This is a genomic window from Lonsdalea populi (assembly GCF_015999465.1).
GTDB lineage: Bacteria > Pseudomonadota > Gammaproteobacteria > Enterobacterales > Enterobacteriaceae > Lonsdalea > Lonsdalea populi.
In genome coordinates, this window is the sequence record NZ_CP065534.1 from 1,327,406 (window position 1) to 1,347,819 (window position 20,414).

17 protein-coding genes and 2 pseudogenes are annotated in these 20,414 nt (G+C 55.8%); 4 read left to right on the plus strand and 15 right to left on the minus strand.

The genetic code is table 11. The features are described from left to right. Positions 1-20: 20 nt before the first annotated feature. The 5 genes from I6N93_RS05910 to I6N93_RS05930 all read right to left on the minus strand — a co-directional run bounded on the left by I6N93_RS05910 (position 21) and on the right by I6N93_RS05930 (position 4,683). Positions 21-800 carry an acetoin reductase gene (locus tag I6N93_RS05910; RefSeq protein ID WP_085685439.1) on the minus strand — a complete coding sequence of 260 codons (780 nt, stop codon included), beginning with the start codon at positions 798-800 and terminating at the stop codon, positions 21-23. A gap of 380 nt (positions 801-1,180) precedes the next feature. Further along, positions 1,181-1,789: a PqiC family protein gene (locus I6N93_RS05915; RefSeq protein WP_085685436.1), complete on the minus strand. Its 609-nt coding sequence runs from the start codon at positions 1,787-1,789 to the stop codon at positions 1,181-1,183. Further along, positions 1,786-3,432, minus strand: a complete 1,647-nt coding sequence (locus I6N93_RS05920; RefSeq protein WP_085685433.1) for a PqiB family protein — start codon at positions 3,430-3,432, stop codon at positions 1,786-1,788. Before I6N93_RS05920 ends, I6N93_RS05915 begins: the two co-directional genes overlap by 4 nt. Before the next feature lie 5 nt (positions 3,433-3,437). Beyond that, a complete protein-coding gene (locus I6N93_RS05925) occupies positions 3,438-4,061 on the minus strand; it encodes a paraquat-inducible protein A (protein ID WP_085685430.1) in 624 nt (207 codons plus the stop codon). Beyond that, positions 4,054-4,683 carry a paraquat-inducible protein A gene (locus tag I6N93_RS05930; protein ID WP_085685427.1) on the minus strand — a complete coding sequence of 210 codons (630 nt, stop codon included), beginning with the start codon at positions 4,681-4,683 and terminating at the stop codon, positions 4,054-4,056. The genes I6N93_RS05925 and I6N93_RS05930 overlap by 8 nt, the downstream gene beginning before the upstream one ends. Before the next feature lie 1,646 nt (positions 4,684-6,329). On the opposite strand from I6N93_RS05930, the gene I6N93_RS05935 reads away from it, so the two are divergent. Together I6N93_RS05935 and I6N93_RS05940 are read left to right on the plus strand one after the other, a co-directional pair. Further along, a complete protein-coding gene (locus I6N93_RS05935) occupies positions 6,330-6,920 on the plus strand; it encodes a helix-turn-helix domain-containing protein (RefSeq protein WP_139829910.1) in 591 nt (196 codons plus the stop codon). A gap of 861 nt (positions 6,921-7,781) precedes the next feature. After that, positions 7,782-8,555, plus strand: a complete 774-nt coding sequence (locus I6N93_RS05940; RefSeq protein WP_373853578.1) for an ABC transporter substrate-binding protein — start codon at positions 7,782-7,784, stop codon at positions 8,553-8,555. A gap of 62 nt (positions 8,556-8,617) precedes the next feature. Here I6N93_RS05940 and I6N93_RS05945 read toward each other — a convergent pair whose 3' ends face one another. Then, entirely contained in the window at positions 8,618-9,775 is a 1,158-nt protein-coding gene (locus I6N93_RS05945; RefSeq protein ID WP_085685418.1) for a methionine aminotransferase, read from the minus strand. A gap of 170 nt (positions 9,776-9,945) precedes the next feature. On the opposite strand from I6N93_RS05945, the pseudogene I6N93_RS17195 reads away from it, so the two are divergent. Continuing rightward, a pseudogene (locus I6N93_RS17195) lies at positions 9,946-10,032 on the plus strand (hypothetical protein); the annotation flags it as partial. A gap of 32 nt (positions 10,033-10,064) precedes the next feature. On the opposite strand, the gene I6N93_RS17200 reads toward I6N93_RS17195, so the two are convergent. Beyond that, complete coding sequence (locus tag I6N93_RS17200; RefSeq protein ID WP_232100177.1) at positions 10,065-10,376, minus strand: hypothetical protein; 312 nt, start codon at positions 10,374-10,376, stop codon at positions 10,065-10,067. 201 nt (positions 10,377-10,577) lie between these two features. Here I6N93_RS17200 and I6N93_RS05955 point away from each other — a divergent pair, with 201 nt between their 5' ends. Then, the gene (locus I6N93_RS05955) at positions 10,578-11,279 is read left to right on the plus strand and encodes an IclR family transcriptional regulator (RefSeq protein ID WP_085685413.1); all 702 of its coding nucleotides are present in this window, start codon (positions 10,578-10,580) and stop codon (positions 11,277-11,279) included. A gap of 93 nt (positions 11,280-11,372) precedes the next feature. Here I6N93_RS05955 and I6N93_RS05960 read toward each other — a convergent pair whose 3' ends face one another. From I6N93_RS05960 to I6N93_RS17205, 8 genes and pseudogenes are all read right to left on the minus strand, one after another. Beyond that, positions 11,373-12,161, minus strand: coding sequence for a siderophore-interacting protein (locus I6N93_RS05960; protein ID WP_085685410.1), 789 nt, complete (start codon positions 12,159-12,161; stop codon positions 11,373-11,375). A 90-nt stretch (positions 12,162-12,251) separates the two neighbouring features. After that, positions 12,252-13,652 (minus strand): efflux transporter outer membrane subunit, encoded by a 1,401-nt coding sequence (locus tag I6N93_RS05965; protein ID WP_085685407.1) that lies wholly within the window; start codon positions 13,650-13,652, stop codon positions 12,252-12,254. A gap of 3 nt (positions 13,653-13,655) precedes the next feature. After that, on the minus strand, positions 13,656-16,763 hold the full coding sequence (locus I6N93_RS05970; RefSeq protein ID WP_085685405.1) for an efflux RND transporter permease subunit: 3,108 nt from the start codon (positions 16,761-16,763) through the stop codon (positions 13,656-13,658). Continuing rightward, on the minus strand, positions 16,763-17,884 hold the full coding sequence (locus tag I6N93_RS05975; protein ID WP_085685402.1) for an efflux RND transporter periplasmic adaptor subunit: 1,122 nt from the start codon (positions 17,882-17,884) through the stop codon (positions 16,763-16,765). The genes I6N93_RS05970 and I6N93_RS05975 overlap by 1 nt, the downstream gene beginning before the upstream one ends. Before the next feature lie 107 nt (positions 17,885-17,991). After that, positions 17,992-18,423 carry a hypothetical protein gene (locus I6N93_RS05980; protein WP_099017402.1) on the minus strand — a complete coding sequence of 144 codons (432 nt, stop codon included), beginning with the start codon at positions 18,421-18,423 and terminating at the stop codon, positions 17,992-17,994. Positions 18,424-18,947: 524 nt separating this feature from the next. Then, complete coding sequence (gene idi, locus I6N93_RS05985) at positions 18,948-19,514, minus strand: isopentenyl-diphosphate Delta-isomerase (RefSeq protein WP_085685399.1); 567 nt, start codon at positions 19,512-19,514, stop codon at positions 18,948-18,950. A 52-nt stretch (positions 19,515-19,566) separates the two neighbouring features. Beyond that, positions 19,567-19,998 (minus strand): PNPOx family protein, encoded by a 432-nt coding sequence (locus tag I6N93_RS05990; RefSeq protein ID WP_085685396.1) that lies wholly within the window; start codon positions 19,996-19,998, stop codon positions 19,567-19,569. Positions 19,999-20,114: 116 nt separating this feature from the next. Then, a pseudogene (locus tag I6N93_RS17205) lies at positions 20,115-20,384 on the minus strand (DUF554 family protein); the annotation flags it as partial. Positions 20,385-20,414: the final 30 nt, after the last annotated feature.

Genomic DNA, 20,414 nt, shown 5'->3' on the forward strand with positions numbered 1-20,414 from the left:
CCCGGAGTGAGGCGAGAGAATCAGTTGAACAGTAATCCGCCGTCGATCAGCGGCGCTTGCCCGGTCATATAGTCGGAGTCGGGGCTGGCGAGGAAGGAAACAAACGCCGCCACATCCTCGGGCGTTTCCGCCCGGCCAAGCGCGATGCCCTCGACATATTTTTTGTAGGTCGCGCCAATTGCTGCGCCGGTCTCTTCCGCCATGCGCTTGTCGATTTCGACCCACATGTCCGTGCCCACGACGCCGGGGCAGTAGGCGTTGACGGTGATACCAAAGCTGGCCAGCTCTTTGGCGGCCGCCTGCGTCAGCGCACGCACGCTGAATTTGGTCGCAGAATAGACGCCAAGCAGGGCAAACCCTTCGTGACCGGCGATAGAAGAGGCATTGATAATTTTACCTTTCTGCTTAAGCGCTTTGAATTTCGTCGCTGCCGCCTGAATTCCCCACAGCGTACCTTGCACGTTAATCTGGAAAATCTTCTCTACATCTTCTTTGGTGACACTGAGCAGATTTTTGGTCTGACTGATGCCGGCGTTATTGACGATGATATAGAAGCCGTTCAGCTCTTTCTCTGCAAAATCAACGGCGGCAAAGACTTCCTCGCGCACGCTGATATCGGCCTTAAAAGTGACGGCATTACGGCCCAATGCGCGGATCTCTTCCGCGACGGAGGTGATTTTGTCGTCCTTGATATCGACCAGTGCGATATCCGCACCGTCTTTGGCCAGACGCAGCGCGATCCCTCGACCAATACCTTGTCCGGCGCCGGTCACCAGCGCGACTTTTCCTGATAAAGACATAATCAACTCCTTCGGATGAAATAGTTTGGATACTGTAAGTTTAGCCGCATATGATCAACTCCCGTCATTTTTATATTTCATTGTTTTTAAATATAATTATCCAATCTTTGATAGGGGGCGATATTAACGTATATCAACGCCTTATGGGGCGTGGCGTCAATCCCGGGATGATGAGGAGGTATCTTCTTATTCGCGGGTGACGGACCACGGATATCATGGTGATGAGCATCACGGGATGGCCGATGTCTCGGATTATGAAGCGCATGGGTAAGAGCATCCGCGGTCCGCAGGATAGCCCGTGGGCGGCAAAACGGGTGATGAAAGCGGAACGCTTAGCGCTTGCGTACCGCTTTTGCATTTTTTCATCCGCGCAACACGATTTATTCCGTGCAGGACACGTTGAGGTTGGCGTACCAAAGCCGGGCGTTGGTTGAAATCTGCGTCGCAAGGTGGGCGAACACCCGTTGCTCCGCCGCCACCAGATGCGGTATTCCGCCCTGTGCGTTATCAGTTAACCGACTGGTGCATACCAGACGGGCCGAACGTTCGGCGTCAGGCTGGCTGAGACTCCAGTCGGCTTCGAGCTGGACCGAGTGACCCGGCCAGGCATCCAACCGGCGAATTTGCACCAGCACGCGTATTACCGGTTTGTCCGCAGGACGCGGCAGACCGGAGATATCCTGCGTATTCAGTTGGGCAACCAGCTCCGAAGAGAGTGCGGTGCGGATCTCATCGCTCAGCGCACTGAGCCAGCGCTGATTGTTGAGAACTTCCACGCGGCCTTCTCCCTGACGCACGACCAACTGCGGCAGGTCGATTTGCGGAGGTATGCCGACCGGCAGCACGACGATCAAAAACGGCGCGGGGGGGATGGAGCGCGTTGGAGCAGCGGCTGGCACCAGCGTATGGTAATTCATCTGCGGCGATGTGCAGGCGGTCAGCAGCAGTATCATGGCGGCGGCGAGGCAAAAGCGGACGTGTGCGGTCATTTTGTCGCTCCCGTGTGGGAAGAGGGGCGGGCCTGGGTGAGCGGCGGATCGTTGGGTCTGCCCTGTAGAAGCGACTCGGGATGACGTTCTATCTGGTCGGCCAGTGTGCGCATTGAACGCAATGCGCGCAGCAGTTCCTGCAGGCTTTGTCCCAGCGTCATGATCGTCGGTGAATCTTCCGCTATCAAGTCATTAGCCGTTTCGACCGTTTGTCGCATCTGCTTGAGCAACTGTGTGGTTTCCGGCAGCGTCTGACTATTCACCTGACGTAGCGTTTTATCCAGGCTGCCCAGCGTGGCGTTCAAATTGTTGCTGATGGATTCGAGCGGCATTTTGTCGACTTTGCTGACGATACTGGCCAGTTGTTCCTGTAGGCGATCAAAACCACCTCTGGTAGTGGGAATCTGCAGGGGGTGGGCGGTTATATCGAACTTGACTTTAGGCGCCTGGGGAATGAAGTCCAGAGAAATATAGAGCTGGCCGGTCAGGAGGTTGCTGGACGTTGCCTGAGCGCGCAGTCCCTGTTCGACCAAATCTCGCGTGAATTTGGCCGTTTCCAACTCGATATTGTCCGTGGCTTTAGGCAGCTTGTTCAGCACATTGCCCATTCGGTTAGGATAGACCTCAATGCCGACGATGGAGGGGAATCGGTAGCCCGTAATATTGTAGTCCAGCTCCACCGATACGACCTGACCGATTTTGATGCTGGAGAACTCGACGGGCGCGCCGACCGCAAGGCCGTGCAGCGAGCGTTCGAACCTTAGCTGGAAGAACATCGCCGGTCCGTCCGGCGGCGCCATCGCACTGTCCTGATCTTTGGCCAGCCGATACGTGATGCCGCTTCCGGCTGCAGGAGAACCGCTGTCGCTATCGGCGGTGGCGAAGGCGATACCGCCAGTCACGATGGATGCGATCGTCTGCGTTCTAAGGCGAAAGCCGTTGGCGCCAACCGACACATCCAGACCACTGGCATTCCAGAAGCGGGTCTTGGGGGTGACAAAGCGGTTATAAGGCGCGTCGACAAAGACCTGTAACGCGACGTTTTTACCGTCTTCTTTTAATTTGTAAGACGCAATACGGCCTACCTGAACCCGACGGTAGTAAACCGGAGAGCCGATATCCAGCGATCCCAAATCGTCCGTCAGCACTTCGAACTGGCTGCCGGGCATGCCGTTGACGACGGCAGGCGGCGCTTCGAGTCCGGCAAATGCGCGTCTCGTCTCGTCAGACGCGCCTTTATCCACCCCGATATAGGCGCCGGACAGCAGGGTATCAATCCCGGTGACGCCCCCCATGCCGACGCGAGGACGGACAACCCAGAAGCGGGTATCCGCCCGGGCCAGATTTTCCGCGCTCTTATCCAACTGAACGGTGACCCGAACGCGGTCGTCATCGCCCTCCAGCGCAAGAGACGTGACGGTTCCGACAGTCACATCCTTGTACTTGACCGCCGTTTTACCGGCTTCCAAACCCGAGGCGGTCAGGAACGTCATCGTAATCTCCGGACCGGCCGATAACCACGTTTTCGACAGCAGGACCGCGCCGGTTATCAGCGCAATCGCCGGAATAAGCCACACCAACGAGATGTGTCGGCGTTGGCGTGAGATGTCCGGATCGCCGGGTTCGTTGTGTGGGTCATACATAGCATTCATTTATCATCACCATCCCAGATGAGGCGTGGATCAAAGTTCATTGCGGAAAGCATGGTCAGTATCACCACCAAACCGAAATAGAGGATGCCGCTGCGCGGCTCTACATCACTGAGCGTTTGAAATTTGACGAGCGCGGAAACCGCCGCGACGACAAAAACATCGAGCATGGACCAATAACCGATAATCTCGGTTAACCGGTATAGTTTTGCCCGTTCGAGACGGGCCACGGCGCTCCGTCTGCGGGCGGAGATCAGCAGTACGCCGAGCGCCAGAAACTTGATGCACGGAATGACCACGCTGGCGGCGAAAATGAGCAGGGCGATACCATACGAACCGGCTTTCCAGAAGTCGATCACGCCCGCCAATATGGTGCTTTCGCTACCATGGCCAAACAGGCTGGTGTACATCACCGGTAGGACGTTGGCCGGAATATAGAAAATTATCGCAGCGATCAGTAGCGCCCAGGAGCGGCTGATGCTGGCGGGGCGTCTTGGGTGGAGACGCGTATGACAACGCGGGCAACGGGCAGGCGTGGATGATGTGCGCTCCGATTTGCAGACGAGCCGGCATAGCGGACAGCCAATGACGCCTAGCTGTCCGGCGCGTATAGGGCTACGCATGGTTGACTTCCCGTGTGGACTGGGCATCGGTGTAGTCCCACAGCACGAGCACATTGCGATGGCCGATCACCACATTAAGCACCATGAGCGCCGCCATTGCCCAGCAGCCGGGACCGGGAAGTACATCCAAAAACCCCGACAGCTTGATGCCCGCGATCATGAAGCCGAGCAAGCCGACTTCGACCATACCCCATGGACGGATTCGCTCCTGAATCTTCATACAAAGAATAAATCCTGGGGCGCGGTGCCGGCGGCGGGCGGACAGCAGTATCCAGCCGAACAATAAAATTTGTAGTGCGGGTATGACGATGAGCAGCAGCACGGTTAATACCGCCAGCAACAGCATCGGCCCCTGTGCGAGCGCGATGGCTGTCTGCCAGAGCGTCGCTGAATTTTGCACGCCGTGGAAACTAACCCGCAGCACCGGAAATACATTGGCCAGCACCCAGACGATAGCGGCGGTCAGCGTGATCGCCAGCCACACGTCGGTATTGATTGGCGCAGCGTGATACAGCACCGCCGAGCAGCGCCTACAGCGCGCGGATTCGCCGCGTTGCAGCGCTTGTTTCAGGTAAACGCAGTCGCAGTGGGTGCAGACAGTAAGATGACGGCATATTTTCATGATGATACGGGCGATAATCGCCTCTCAAAGGAAGCCGCTGGAGGGCGAGGGCTGAGCCCCGCAAGGTCACTCATTGTATATTGGCTCTTTAGATATCCGGATAGCGAGCGCCATAGATTCGGACAGAAAGTGGACGTTGCAATAGATTGCCACGGGTTTAATTTTTACGCTCATATATTTATGCCTGTCGTTAGGGCGGGCGTGCCGAAACGGGCGACAAAATCCGTGAGCAGACCCGATGGGCGGTCGATATGTTTCTGGTTGAGGCCGCTCCACGCTAGCCGCCTATGTTTGAGGTTAATATCTCTACTGCCTCGGGGCATCATTACCACGCTGATTCCCGGCGATTTTATCGTCTGCCCGACCTAACGTATTATTCAAAAATGAAATATTCAGAGGCTATTACGTCTTCGATAATGTTGCCTTTGCTATAAAGCTATACATCGTCCCGCCGTTATTCTATTTTTATCACCGATACCGGCGCTAATCTTAATCAGAGTGCTTTGGTGAATTAAATATCTCTTTGTCGACGGTATGTTATGAATAATCGAACGGCTATGGTAGTATTAGTCGCCTGATTATCAATATCGATTGTTATTGTTCCAACGCAGGGGGGATAGGCGACAGCTTTAATGCTCACGTCATCAATAGCATTATCTTTTTTTTTATATTGTAATCCTCATGACTTTAGGTGGAGAGGGCGTTATGCCTACCCCATATAATCCATAGCCATCAAAGATGGGTGGGCGATGAAATGAAAATAACGGATATGCTCAGAAAAGCAGACATAGCCTAAATTAAACTCTCCGAAATAAGCCTTAAAGCATAAAGAACCTTATCATAGTGTTCTGAAGTGTAAAAATAAAAAACTTATTGATGCGGTCAATGCGATTTGGCATTTTCCTTAAAGAAAAAAGAGGAAGACCTAATGGGGAGCTATGGGATAACCGTCCTTAAACCGTACAGCGGGGTGGGAGTATTGTCAGTTTGGCGAAAGTTTAGGAATTAGCATAAAAATAGGCTGTGGGCGAGATTAATTTATCCAGTACTCCCTCTTTCATCTATATGTTGTTCACGACTAAAAGAGGACGCGTAGCTAAGTTGTCATAAAGTCACCATCCTGAAGTTATTATATTTATACCCAATTCAAGACAAACGATAAGAGATTTTAGACAAAAGACAAGAGCTTGATTTTTAAATACATAGAAATTATGTGGTCTTTACAAGTAATTAACAAGAGTCGGAAAGCGATAATTAGCTGTCAGAATTTGTTCTGATTCTGAAATCAACGTCGCCTGTCGGCGATGAAGCGTGCTTATCTTATGTACTGAATGAAGGCATGCGTTCCAGGGGGGCGAGTGTACACGCAGTGTGTGGGGTAATAGCGATTGATTCCAGCGCTGGCAGTACTCTCGGGAGAATTAGATAGTGTAGTGCGGAGCTTGAAATCGGTCTTAAAACAGGAGGGCGGATATTCTGAATTATTAAGAAAATTCTCGGTAAGGGGGTATTTCTGAAAAAACTCTGAAATAATGTGACTGATGTTCATTCTTTTTATTCGGTGTTATACTTATTAAAAATCCTACACAAGAGATATAAATTTATGGCATCGCCGGTTTTATGCCAATGGCGATTCACGGATAGTTGTGACTAAATTTGGAGGTAATAAAGAAACAATGGATTATGTGTTTTTTATCGAAGATGAAATAATAACTTATTCGCTTCAAAAAATAATTCGTAGTAAGATTATGACCGCAGTCGACATGAGCTTTGTCGCTACTGACGTAAGTGATTTGATGCGATATCCCAATAAAGAGGTCAGTAAAGTTTTTTTTATCGGAACTTCAAATGAATGTCCGATAACGGCATCTCTTGTCGATGTGATAAAATTTATCAACAAGGAAAATAGAATCATTCTCTTTAAAAACAACGCATCGTGCTATAACTTAAATTATCAGAAATGCGACTCAGTTATCGGACTGAAAAGTCCCATAGATGAGATAGTCTCTTCGATACAGAAAGCCACTCAATCACCGCTCTATATTAGTACTGAGCCTAAACCAATGAGACTGTCATCCAGGGAAATGTTTGTTCTTGAGCAACTTGCTACAGGAAAATCGAACAAAGAAGTTTCCACTATGCTGTGCTTGAGTGAGAAAACTATCAGTAGCCATAAGAAAAATATTCTTAGAAAACTTAACGTAAAAAATATTATCGAAGCTGTAAATCGCATATAAACAAATTATCTTCATATCGTATACACACGCAGAACATTATTTCAAAATAGCTGTTTTTATTTTAATTAAAAAACTTTTCATTATATTAAATGTTTTTCCCTGTTAACATCGGGTGAAATCATTCCCTAAACCTTGAAAGAAAACAAAATCTTATTCATTGAGATAATATTTTGGCATCAACGATATGAACCAACGTTGTCTTCGAATGCGATAAATATGTTAAATATAGACAGTCAAAGGGAATACGGTACGCACTTGCCGAGCTGGTTGTTACTCATTGTTTCTTTACGTAAACGATTGGCGGAGTGATGCAATCACCCGTGATTATATTGATAAATACCGAGCATAGAGGGGGCTATGCTCTATTCGGGTTATATCTGATTTCTTCTGGTGGCAGAAGGACGTCAACGCCTTTTCCCCCCACGCTAAACGAGACGATCATCCCGCCGCTTCGTTGCCGCTTCCCGCTTTTCATCTTCTCTTCTACCCCCGACGCGACCGGGAAGATAAATTTCTCACCGACGTCAGAATGTTGCGCCTGTATCGTTTAGCCTTTTCAGGATATTAGGTGTGGCATCGCGCCATTCATCAGTATGCGCTCAAGATATTGGTTACTTCGGCCGCGAGATCACATTCCGCGGCCGAGACGCATTTCCTTTCCCTTCCCGTGAAGGTATCTGCCATCTTCATTGCCGAACATCGTCGACTATTCCACGATTCGCGATATGCTGAATACGGCGAGGTCGTATTCACGAAAGCTCCTCGCCGGCGCCACGCGTAAGACACGGGCTGTTAAATCATCAGCGCTATAGCGCTATTACCCTGATAAAAAATAAAACGGAGACTGTCGCCGTGAAGAAAATGACCTCCCTACTTCTGGCAGGATGCCTGTTCACTCTGGGGGCCGCCTGGGCGGAACAGACCACCGTGCGTTTCGGGTTGGAAGCCCTGTATCCGCCGTTTGAATATAAAACACCGGAAGGCAAACTGGCGGGTTTTGACGTGGATCTGGGCCATGCGGTCTGTGAAGCCGCCAACGTTCGCTGCACCTGGACCGAAACTTCCTTCGACGGCCTGATACCGGCGTTGCAGGCGCGTAAATTCGACGTCATCAACTCGGCCATGAATGTGACTGAAAAACGACGTCAGGCGATTGACTTCACCGATGTGATTTACCACATTCCCAGCCTGCTGATCGCCCGGGCGGACAGCGGGCTGCTGCCGGCGGTGGAGTCGCTGCGCGGAAAACAGGTCGGGGTATTGCAGTCCTCTGTGCAGGAAAGCTATGCCAATGTTCATTGGGTGCCCAAAGGCGTCAATGTGGTCTCTTATCAGGACCAGGATCAGGTTTACCAGGATCTGGAATCCGGTCGTCTGGATGCTACGTTGGTGATGGCGGCGGCCGGGCAGAGTGGTTTCTTGTCGCAGCCCATGGGAAAGAGTTTCGCCTTCGTGGGCGGTGCTGTTCAGGACGAGAGCATTCTTGGACGCGGTATCGCTTTCGGCCTGCGTAAAGGCGACGATGCGCTTCGCCAGCGTTTGAATACGGCGATTGCCGAAGTGAAAGCCAAAGGCACCATTAACGAACTGTCTAAAAAATACTTTGGCGGACTGGACGTCACCGTGAAGGAGTAAAAACGTGAGGATCCAGGCGTGAACGCCCGGATCCTACGCTTGCCGACAACGCCTACGGCGCACTACCGCACCCGACATAACCGACGTGCGCCTTCTCGCAATGTTTCATCGTCTTTGGAGAAACTTAACCGGATCAGTCCGGTGTCAATGATTTGGCTATAGAACGCCGACAGCGGGATGGCGGCGACCTTATAGTCTCGAATCAGCTTGAGAACGAAATCATCATCGCCCAGATCGCTGAACCCCCGGAAACTCGCCAGCAGGAAAAAACTGCCGCCGCTCGGCAGCAGCTCGAATGGGGACGATTGCAGCGACTCCACCAGCAAGTCTCGCTTGTGCTGATAGAACCCGGCCAATTCCAAATAGCTCTGCGGATCCGCCATCATGGCGGCGAACGCATACTGCATCGGCGTGTCAGCCGAAAACGCCATAAACTGGTGCACTTTTCGAATCTCATCCATCAGCGCTTTGGGCGCCAGACAATAGCCGACGCGCCAGCCGGTGACGTGATAGGTCTTCCCGAACGACGACACGATCACGCTGCGTTCCGCCAACGCCGGATGACGCGCCATGCCGTGATGGATACCGTTATCGAAGACTATGTGCTCGTATACTTCATCGGACAGGATGGCGATATCGGTGCTGCGAGTCAGCGCGGTTAGTCGTTCAATGTCGTATTTGTCAAAGACCATCCCGGTAGGGTTATGTGGGCTGTTGACGATAATCATCCGGGTTTTCGGATTTATGGCTGCCGCCACTTCATCCCAGTCGATACGGAGATTGCTCAGCGAAAGTTTGATGGGGATCGCCGTGGCGCCCTGCAAGCGGACGATCGGCGCATAGCTGTCGAACGCGGGTTCGAAATAGATCACCTCGTCGCCTGGATGCACCAGCGCGCTGATGGCGGAGTAGAGCCCCTCGCTGGCGCTGGCCATGATTGTGATCTCCTCATCGGCGTCGTAACGGGCGCCGTACAGTCGTTCGGTTTTCTCCGCCAGCGCATGGCGCAGCGCGTCCAGGCCGGTCATAGACGCATATTGATTATGTCCTTCGCGCATAGCTTGGGAGACGGCGTCGACCAACTGAGGCGCGCAGGCGAAGTTGGGCGCGCCCTGGGACAAATTCAGCGCTTGATGCTCGGCGCTCAGTTGGCCGATCACGGTAAAAATGGTGGTGCCGACATCCGGCAGCTTGGAACGGGTGGCGCATGCGCTCTGCATGGATAGCTCCTGATTGTCATAGAGAAGGCGTTATTAAGTAATAGAAAGCCCTGGGTAACAAGGGGAACTTTGTCATACTGGCTACGCACTCAGGACATGGCTTAACCGGCTGCGATGGGGAGTTCTCGACCCAGAAACGCCCCTCGCTGGACGTACTGCAAACCTTCGCCGTGGTATCCCGGCATCTCCATTTTATCCATGCGGCGCAGGCCATCTGCCTGACGCAGGGCGCGGGAAGACGCCCGATTTTTGGGCTGGAGCGTCAGCGGAGTTACCCGTTGTTCAAACGTCATGCGCGCGGGTCGATTGTGACGGAACGCCTACAGACGCTGGTGCGCTTGCCCTCGTTGCTCCCAGCCGGTCGGGCAATGACCGCACGTTTCCCCGTAGCCAGATCGCATCCCGCACGGTAATAGGACGGGACAATAGTCCCGCAGCAAAAAAACTCGGCAAGCTTCTGCCGCTTGCGGATTGCTGCCGATGCTCGGCTCAACGGGGAGGCTGAGGCCGCCTCGCTGCGCTGACCGTGGATGTTGTGGCCGGTCTGAGTCAGCAATTCCAGCAGCGGCGCGCGAGCGGTACACCGTAAGGCGGTTTTCATGATGGCGTCGCCTCTATAAGGCGAATGGTGGAAAACCTTATCAGAGAGAATTTATAACCCTGAAATAATGAAATTTGTTTTTATATTCCCATTAGTTCTAACTGGTCGACGGGCGTGCGACGTAAGCAATATACGATGTTATCTTTCCTGGCTCTATGTTGAAGAGTCGGATTGCCGCAGTCGCGGTTTGAGAGGGAAAGGATGATCGACGATAACCGGAGGATACAGTCTGTTGAGCGGGCGATGGCATTGCTGGAAGCGATTGCTGCGGCTGGAGGGGAATCCCGTCTGGTAGACCTGACGACGCAGCTGGGACTCAACAAAAGCACGCTGCACGGTCTACTGAATACGCTGGCGGCGATGGGATACGTCACCCGCAACGGCACACGCTATGCGCTGGGTCTGCGTCTGCGAGAACTGGCACAGCCGTTGACTGACGAAGATTCCGCGCTGCGCGCCACGTTCGGGCCGGTGCTGCGGCGCTTCGCCGAGATTAGCGGCGAGACCTGCTATTTGGCCGTCCCGTGCGGGACGAGTGAGTATCTCTGTATCGACTCCGTGGAATGTGATGGCAGCTTGTTGCGGGCAACCTGTCCCTGCGGCAACCGTGAGGGGCTGACCACTTCAGCCATTGGTAAAATCCTTCTGGCCAACGACGCCGGGCTGATGCGTAGTCTGCGGCGATCGGGGAAAGTGTCGGCGTCGCTGGACGTTGAGCTGAAGATGATCGCCTTACAGGGTTTCGCGCTCGATCTGGAACAAGTAGAGCCGGGCCTGTGCTGCGTAGCTATGCCGCTCTATAAGCAAGGACGCGTCGTCGCCGCTTTGGGGATGAGCGGTCCGTCCTGCCGTTGGTCGTCTTCGGCGCTGCAAGATCTTGTCCATCGCGTGTTGCAGGAATAGTCCGGCAATACGAAAAACAGCGCTGGTCTCGTCAACATCATTCTCTTGCGCTCCTGGCATGGTCATTATCTTTTTCGGAAATATCGGTGGGGGTTACTTGGCCGCTCGTTTCCAGTAGGCCACGGCGCGCACGTAATCTTCGTCCAGCCCCAGAGCATGGGTCAGATAGGTTTTGAGCGCCAAGACTTTGTGGTTCTCGCCGGTGGCCCAGACAAAATAGTCGTCGCTGGGGATCGACAGTCGATCCACTGCGGCGATGAATTGCTGAGCGTCGTCGTTGCCGTCCCGCATTATCCATTCCAGCGTCATCCCGCTTTTCACCGGTATGGAGGGACGCGCCTGGTTCTCTTCGCTCTCGATAAATACCGCGCCGCGCGTCGTGTCCGGCAGCTCCTGAAGTCGGCGCAGGAGTGCCGGGATGCCGGTTTCATCGCAGATCAGCAGTTGCCAAGCATAGTCCGCCGGGATCTGAATCGAGCCGCGTGGACCGCCCATGCCGAGCGCGTCGCCTGCTTTGGCCGCGCGCGCCCACTCGGAGGCGACGCCGTCGGCATGCAGATAGAAGTCGATGGTCAGCTCACGCGCCGCGGCATCAAACTTGAGCGGCGTGTACTCGCGGTTAGCTGGGCGGACGTCACCCCAGATCGGGCCGTCGGGGCCGTTCTCGGGAAGATGAAGTTCGCCGGTGATGCGGTCAGGGAAAAACAGCTTCACGTGGTCGTCGAATCCGGGGCTGTTGAAACCGTCGAGGTCGTCGCCGGTGAAGACAATGCGCTGGAACGGACCGGGGAGATGTGAGGTCGTTTTCACCGTCAAGGCCCGAAATACCAGCGGTAGGTGCATTCGGCTAGGCAGTCTGGATTTAGAGGATTCTGTCGTCATGGTTTACCCTGCGTTCAATCAGTGGAGAACAGACCGGGCGCGCAGCCCGGTCGTGAACGGATAGAGCGACGGAGACCGTCGCTCCAGGTCTTACTGTTCCGTGGTTGGGCTGACGCCGCCGCCCAGCGACTCCCAAAGCGTGATGCGGTTATTGAAGTCGGTTTGACGCAGTGCGATCAGTTCCAACTGCGACGCCCACAGCGTGCGTTGCGCCGTCAGGACGTTCAGATAGTCGCCCACGCCGGACTGATAGCTTTGCCGCGCGAGCGTGAAGCTGCGCTGAGCCGCCGCCACGTACTGCTGCTGAGCGTCCAGCTGCTCCGCCAGAGTCTGACGACGTGCCAACGCATCGGCCACCTCTTTAAAGGCGCTTTGGATCGCTTTCTCATACGAGGCGATTAACCCTTTTTTCTCCGCCTCAGCATACCGCAGTTGAGACAGATTGCTGCCCCCGGTAAACAACGGCAGCGTCACGTTAGGCGCGAACGACCAGATATTGGCGCCGTGGCTGAACAGGTTGGACAGTGAGTTGCTGCCCACGCCTGCGCTGGTGGTCAAAGAGACCGGGGGGAAGAAGTTGGCGCGCGCGGCGCCGATATCCGCGTTGGCGCTTTTCAGACTGTATTCCGCTTCCTGCACGTCCGGTCGGCGCAAGAGCACGCGGGAGGAGACGCCGGCGGGCACCAGTGCGATCGTGCCGTCGTTGAGCTGGTCAAGCGGCGCGGGATGCAGATTTTCCGGCACGGATTCTCCCACCAGCAGGTTCAGGGCGTTGATGTCCTGTGCGACCAGCGTCTGGTAGCTGGCGACGCTGGCGCGTGCGGACTGATAGACGGTCATTGCATCGCTGACGTCGGTCGCCGCCGCAACGCCGGCTGCCATACGGCGCTCAGTGATATGCAGGGAGTTCGCCGCGCTCTCCATTGTGTCTTTGGCGAGCTGTAAGTTGTTTTTGTCCGCCGCCAGCGTGATCCACGCCGTGGTGGTTTCGCCGATCAGCGTCAGTCGGGTGTTCTGCGCGGTGGCCTCGCTGGCCAGCCAGGTTTCCCGCGCCGCCCGCGAGAGGCTGCGATTGCGGCCGAACAGGTCGAGTTCAAAGCTGCTGACCGCGCCCTGCGCTTCGCTGCTCCCGCTGACGCCGGAGTCGATGGTCCGGCTGCGGGTGTGGCTCAGCTCGGCATTCAGCGTCGGAAACAAACTAGCGCGTTCCTCGCCGTAGAGCGCTCTGGCGGCTTCAATATCCGCGATGGCTTTTTGTAAATCTCGGTTGCTGGCCAGTGCCCGTTCCACGACGATTTTGAGACGAGCGTCGTTCATCACGTGCTGCCAGTTGGTCAGCACCGCATCGCTGGCGGCGGCCTGACCGCTCTGCGTCGTTGCGCCCGGCCAGGTGGTGGGGACCGGCGCGGCGGGCCGCTGGTAGTCCGGATCCAGAGAGAGACAGCCGGCGAGCAGCAGCGACAGCGAAAAAAAGCTCATTCGATAAAACATGAATCACTCCTGAACGTCATGGCGACGGGTGAAATAATGTTTCACCAGCACGAAGAACAACGGCACGAAGAAAATCGCCAGCAGCGTGGCCATCAGCGTCCCGCCAATAATCCCGGTACCGATGGCGATACGGCTGTTGGCCCCGGCTCCGGTGGCTATCGCCAGCGGAATGACCCCGGCGATGAATGCCATTGAAGTCATGATGATCGGCCGCAGACGCGTTTTAGCCGCCGACAGTACTGCGGCGCTCAGGGAACTGCCTTGCCGCACCGCCAGCTCCGCAAACTCCACAATCAAGATGGCGTTCTTCGACGACAGCCCGATGGTGGTCAACAGCGCTACCTGGAAGTAAACGTCGTTGCTCAAGCCGCGCAGCAGGGCGGCCAGCGCGGCGCCGCAGATCCCGAGCGGAATGATCATAATGACGGAAAACGGCACCGCCCAGCTTTCATACAGCGCTGCCAGACACAGGAAGACCACCATGATGGAAATGGCGTATAGACCCAGCGCCTGACCGCTCGCCAGTTTCTCTTGCAGAGAGAGTCCGCTCCAGGCCCAGGTCGACCCCGACGGTAGCTGTGAGGCAATGGCTTCGATCTTGTTCATTGCATCGCCGGAACTGACGCCGTCCGCGTTCTCCCCGGTGATTTCGAAAGAGGCGGAACCGTTATAACGCGTTAGGGTTTCCGGGCCATAGGTCCAACTCGTCGAGGCAAAAGCGGAGAACGGCGCCATGCTGTCGTCGCTGCCGCGGACATGCCACTTATCTAAATCCGACGGTTTGGAGCGGAACGAGCTGTCTGCCTGGATGTAGACTTTTTTGACGCGACCGCGGTCGATAAAGTCGTTGACGTAAGTCCCGCCCCAGGCGCTGCTCAGCGTATCGGTGACGTCGCTCAGCGTGAGCCCCAGCGCGACGGCCTTGCTATTGTCGATATCAACCTGCAACTGAGGCATCTGCGGCAGGTCATTGGCGCGGACCGACTGTAGTTCGGAACTGGCGCCCGCCTGCTTCAGCAGTTGGCTGCGTAGCTCCATCAGTTTTGCGCGTTCGGTGCTGCCGTCGGCCAACAGTTCAAAAGTAAAGCCGTTGGTCTGCCCCATCCCCTGCACCGACGGCGGCGTAGTGGCGAAGATGCGGGCGTCGCGCTCGGTGGACAGCGCTCTCATCGCCCGGTTGGCGACCGCCTGCGCGGTATTTTCCGAACCGGGGCGTTCATCCCAGTTTTTCAGCGCGACGAAGGCCATTCCGGCGTTCTGACCGCTACCGCTGAAGTTAAAGCCGGTGATGGTATAGACAACGCTCACGTTGTCTTTTTCCTCTTTGAGGAACCAGTCCGCGATGCGTTTGTTAACGTCGTTGGTCCGGTTAACCGTCGCGCCTGCCGGCAGGGTGTACTGCACCATGATCTCGCCTTGATCTTCGTTGGGTAGGAAGCTGGTGGGCAAGCGCCAGAGGAACAGGATCATCAGCGCGACGATGGCGGCGAATGCGATCAACATGACCAGCGGACGGCGAAGCACGGAGACCACGCGATGGCTGTAACCTTTTTGCGTGCGGGCATAGAACCGGTTAAAGCCGCCGAAGAAGCCTTTTGTATGGGGGGTGTTGTGTTTCAGCAGCAAGCCGCACAGGGCGGGCGTCAGCGTCAATGCGACGACGACGGACAGCGCCATGGCGGAGATGATGGTGATGGAGAACTGGCGGTAGATAACGCCGGTCGAGCCGCCGAAGAAGGACATCGGCAGGAACACGGCGGAGAGCACGAGCGCGATGGCCACCAGCGCGCCGGATATCTCGCCCATCGATTTTTCGGTGGCCGCGCGGGCGGGGAGTCCCTCATCGCGCATGATGCGCTCGACGTTTTCCACCACGACGATGGCGTCATCCACCAATAGCCCGATGGCCAGCACCATGGCGAATAACGTTAGGGTATTGATCGAGTAGCCGAACAGCGCCAGAACGCCAAACGTCCCCAGCAGCACCACCGGCACCGCCAGTGCCGGGATCAGCGTAGCCCGCAGGTTCTGCAGGAACAGGTACATAACGATGATGACCAGCACGATAGCTTCAATCAGCGTCTTGACGACATCCTCGACGGAAATCTTGATGAAGTCGGTACTGTCTTTCGGATACGCGATCTCGTAGCCTTCCGGCATGCTGTGGCTATATTCGTTGATCTTGGCCTTCACTAACTCCGCCGTATCCAGCGCGTTGGCGCCCGGTGCCAGCATGACCGCGATACCGGCGGAGGGATGGCCGTTGAGCCGGGAGGACGACGTGTAGTCTTCGCTGCCTATTTCGACGCGGGCGACGTCGCTGATACGCACGACGGCGCCGTTAGACTCGCTTTTTACGATGATATTGCGAAATTGCTCCGGCGTTTGCAGGCGCGACTGCGCGCGTACCGTCGCTGTCAACTGCTGGTCGGCTAAGGCGGGTTGCGCACCGATTTTCCCGGCGGACAGCTGGATATTCTGCGCTTCGATCGCTGATTCGATGTCCGACGGCATCAGGTTATAGGACGCCAGTTTATTAGGATCCATCCAGATGCGAATGGCGTATTCGGAACCGAACACCCGCAGGCTGCCGACGCCGTTAACGCGCGCCAGCGGATCTTGCATGTTACTGACCAGCCAGTCGGCGATATCCGAACTGGTGGCTTGGTCGGTCTTATCATACAGCGCCATGATCAGCAGGAAGTTGGACTGGGACTTGGTGATGGTGATCCCGGCGGACTGCACCTCAGACGGTAGCCGAGACTCCGCCTGCTGCACCTTATTCTGTACCTGCACCTGCGCGGTATCGGCGTTGGTGCCCTGAGCAAAGGTCACCTCAATGTCGACTTCGCCGTCCGAACTGCTGGTGGACGTGAAGTAGAGCAGGTTATCCAGCCCGGTCAGCTGTTGTTCGATGATCTGGGTGACGCTGTTTTCCAGCGTCTCAGCAGAGGCCCCGGTGTAGGTCGCATTGATGCGCACGGAAGGAGGAGCGACGTCGGGATATTGCGCGACCGGTAACGTCCGGATCGACATCAGCCCCGCCATCATGATGAGTATCGCGATCACCCAGGCGAAAACCGGGCGTCGCACAAAGAAGCGGGAGAACATCAGTTAGCGCCTCCCGTTAGTTGAACTTCGACGGGGTTGACCGTACTGCCTGGCGCGACTTTGTCGCTGCCTTCGACCAGCAGGCGATCGCCGCTCTTCAGGCCGCTGGTAATCAACCAACTGCTGCCGGTGGCCTGCCCCGTGACGACGGCGCGGCGTTCTATCTTATTGTCGGCCGCGACGACCAGTGCCGTCGCGTTGCCTTTCACGTCGCGGGTAATGCCCTGCTGCGGCGCCAGTATCGCATCCTGCATCACGCCTTCATCCACTTTCGCACGGACGAACATGCCGGGAAGCAGCACATGGTCGGGGTTAGGGAACACGGAACGCAGCGTGACGGACCCGGTGGATTCGTCGACGGCGACTTCCGTCAGCGCCAGTCGCCCTTTATGCGGATAGACCGTACCGTCTTCCAGTGTCAGGGTGACGCTGAGCGTATCGCTGTTGGTCGCCAGCGCCTGTTTGCGCAGGCGCAGAAGATCGGCGCTGGAACGGGTCAGATCGAGATACATGGTGTCCAGCGCACGAATGGTGGTGAGCGCGGTGGTCTGCTGCGCGGTGACCAGCGCCCCCGGCGTGACGCTGGAAATACCGATGCGGCCGTCGATGGGCGCAGTGACGGTCGTCCACTGCAGGTTGATACGGGCGCTTTCCAGCGCGGCATTTTTTTCCAGTACGCTGGCCTTGTCTTGCTCACAGGTGGAGCGGGCATCGTCCGCATCCTGCTGCGACACGCCCTGTTCTTTGACCAGTCCGGCGTAGCGTTTGGCCTTAAGACAGTCGGACAAGACCAGGGCTTTGGCGCTCTGCAACGCGGCGGCGGCCTGGTCGTAGGTCGCCTTATAGCTGGATGGGTCTATCTGATACAGCGGCTGACCGGCTTTTACCTCATCGCCTTCGGTAAACAGACGATTTTGAATAAGGCCGCCGACCTGAGGGATGACGTCAGACGTCAGCGTGGCGGCGGTGCGGCCGGTTAATTCGCTTTCCAGCGTAAATGTGGTGGGTTTTAACGTCACGACGCCCACTTCGGTCGGCGTGGCGCTTTCGGTTTGCGTTTGACTGTCGTCGCAACCGCTCAAACCTAGTAATGTCAAAAGGCATAACATGCGTAATTGCATAGCGTTTCCCTGTATTTCGGCGAGATTCGGTGATGGCGAAAGTGATAAAAGAGGTTCAGATTTCGGGGTGTCGACGTGATTCGGGCGGCGATCGCGTTAACGTACTTTCAGCGCCAGCTCTGTGCTTCCCTCAGAGGGCTGATTAACGGAGATAAAACCGCTTTTTGGATCTCGGGTATAGCCGAGACAATCCGGCTCAGCATTGTCATTAAGGGCCATGTAGCCGACCCGCCGCTGCGGCGCGACGACCTTGATGACGTCATACGCTGGCGAAACGGCGCGCGTTGAGACCAACCGTCGATCAGGGCGAGGCCGACAACTCGCGCTGCACTCAGTGAGCGGCAGAGTAGAGGGAGCAGCGCCCCCTGCGGGGGGTGAATGGAGAAACCGTAGTCGGCGATGTCTTCCGGTTTGTTGTCCATCGTTTCTGGCGATGTGTCGGCGGAAGGGAAAGCCCGGTTGTGGTTCAGTCTGTTAATGATGGCAGCGGTTTTGGGATTATTGATCGTATTAACGTAGTTGAATGCGTCTAATGTCATACCTGTAGGCCTGTGTCAGTCACTCAGTTAAAAGCGCACGGCGCCAAAATGCATCAATCACCCGTGCTGCGGTTTCAATGGCATTCCTTATTGGTTTAACTTCATCCAGGCTCAGGTCTCTGTGGTGTAATTTTTTAGCTATGCGCAGGGTTATACGGATCAGATATGAAATAAGCAGAATCAGTTCCTGCCGATTGAATACCTCCGCGCACTGACATGACCGCTGAGGACGCTTATCGCTGACGCCATCAGCGTGAAACGTCGAATTTTCCCATGCTTATTTCGTGCGAAAATGACTCTGTTTTGAGAGTGTGGCCAAGATATATCTTGGGAAAATAAGCGTCAATACACGCCGTGACATCAGGGCGTAATGAAGTGAAAGCGGCATGTTTGTTTGTATTTCCAATCATTTCTTTGCCCCGGCTAGCGCCGATTAATCACTCGCAGAACGCGTTGCCGCCAGGGTGATGAACAGGGCGAAAGTGTCGACGGATCTCTCGCTCCTCATGTCTTGCCCACGGTGATTATTCCGGCGCCGTCAGCGAAGCGGCGAACGCCAACAGGCGATCTCTCATCACCGGATTGGCGAGCTGCTGCACCATCCACGGGCTGAACGCCCACGGGGTTTTGGCGGCGGCATCGATCAGGTCGGACAAATCGACCCAGCGATAGTCGAGCACCTCATCGGCGTTCGGCGAGAGTTCGCCGGCGAGAACCGCCATAAAAACCGGGCAGTACTCGTTCTCTACAATGCCGGAGGCGCTGGTGACGCAATAGCTGAATTCGTCGTCCACCAGCGTGATCCGCGCCACGTCTGCGCCCAGCTCGTAGCGGCAGCGGCGACTGACCGCATCTTCTTTCTTTTCATTCAACTGAGGATGACCGCATACCGAGTTGGTCCAGACGCCGGGCCAGGCTTTCTTGCTCAAGGCGCGGCGAGTGGTCAGAAATTTGCCGTTGGGGGTGAATAAATAGCTGGAAAATCCCAGATGAAAGGGCGTGTTGTCGGTATGCACCGCGCTTTTATCCATCGTACCGATGGGATTTCTGTCGGCGTCCAGCAACACGACGTGTTCCGGTGGGGTAGTCATAAGCTTCCTCGAGACTTCAGGTATTCACCCTGTAGGCGGTCGGGCGGCGCGGTCATTCCCGTGACCAATGTTCCTTCGCGCCGAACAGGGTGGCATTGTCGGTAAACTTTACCGCTTGCAGCGCCAGACGCCAAACTTCCGTCAGGGGTTTCAGGCGGGCAATGGGGTGGCGGGCGACGTAGAAACCGAGCGCGTCGCGGCGTTCGCTTCCGCCGAGTTGACTGACCGAGGCCAGATATTGAATGCCGCAGATATCGCGAATTTTCTCGGGCTGGCCGCTGATGGTGCCGCTGATTCGGCTACCGGCCGCCATTGCGCCGCCGTGGCGCGTGCTGCTGCTGGACAGGACGATCAGACTGGCCGTGGCGGCATCGAACGCATAGAAACAGCTGGCGCTCCACAGGCCGTCCTCGTCCAGCGTCGTCAGCGACAGCACATGATGGTTTTCAATAAACGTGGCGACGGAAGCCGGTAATGGTTGCATTTTTCGTCTCTTCATTTGTGGACCCGGTCATCGAAACCAGGTCCGCAGGCCACTCGTCAGGCGATATAGGCAGACACCGGAGGGGAGCGGCATGACCAGAAACAGTCCCGGCAGCCTATTGCGATAGTGATGACAGCATACCCCAATAGCGTAGCGAAGATCGCCGAAGTAAACAGATCCATCGTCGTCTTGAGGTAGCGGAGCGGCGGGTTGCCGGTCGTGCCTTCGCGCATAGCCCCGAAAATACCGGTGCCGCTGGCGCAGAGCGGCATCAGGATCGCGACGAATTTGTCTGTGAACCGGGTGCGCGGGATGCCCTCCACGATCGTCGCCTCCCGCTCTAAGCTTCGTCCGGCCGATTGCTTGTCGAGGGGTTTTGTATACACTGAACCCGCACTGATACCTTTCTATCCGGG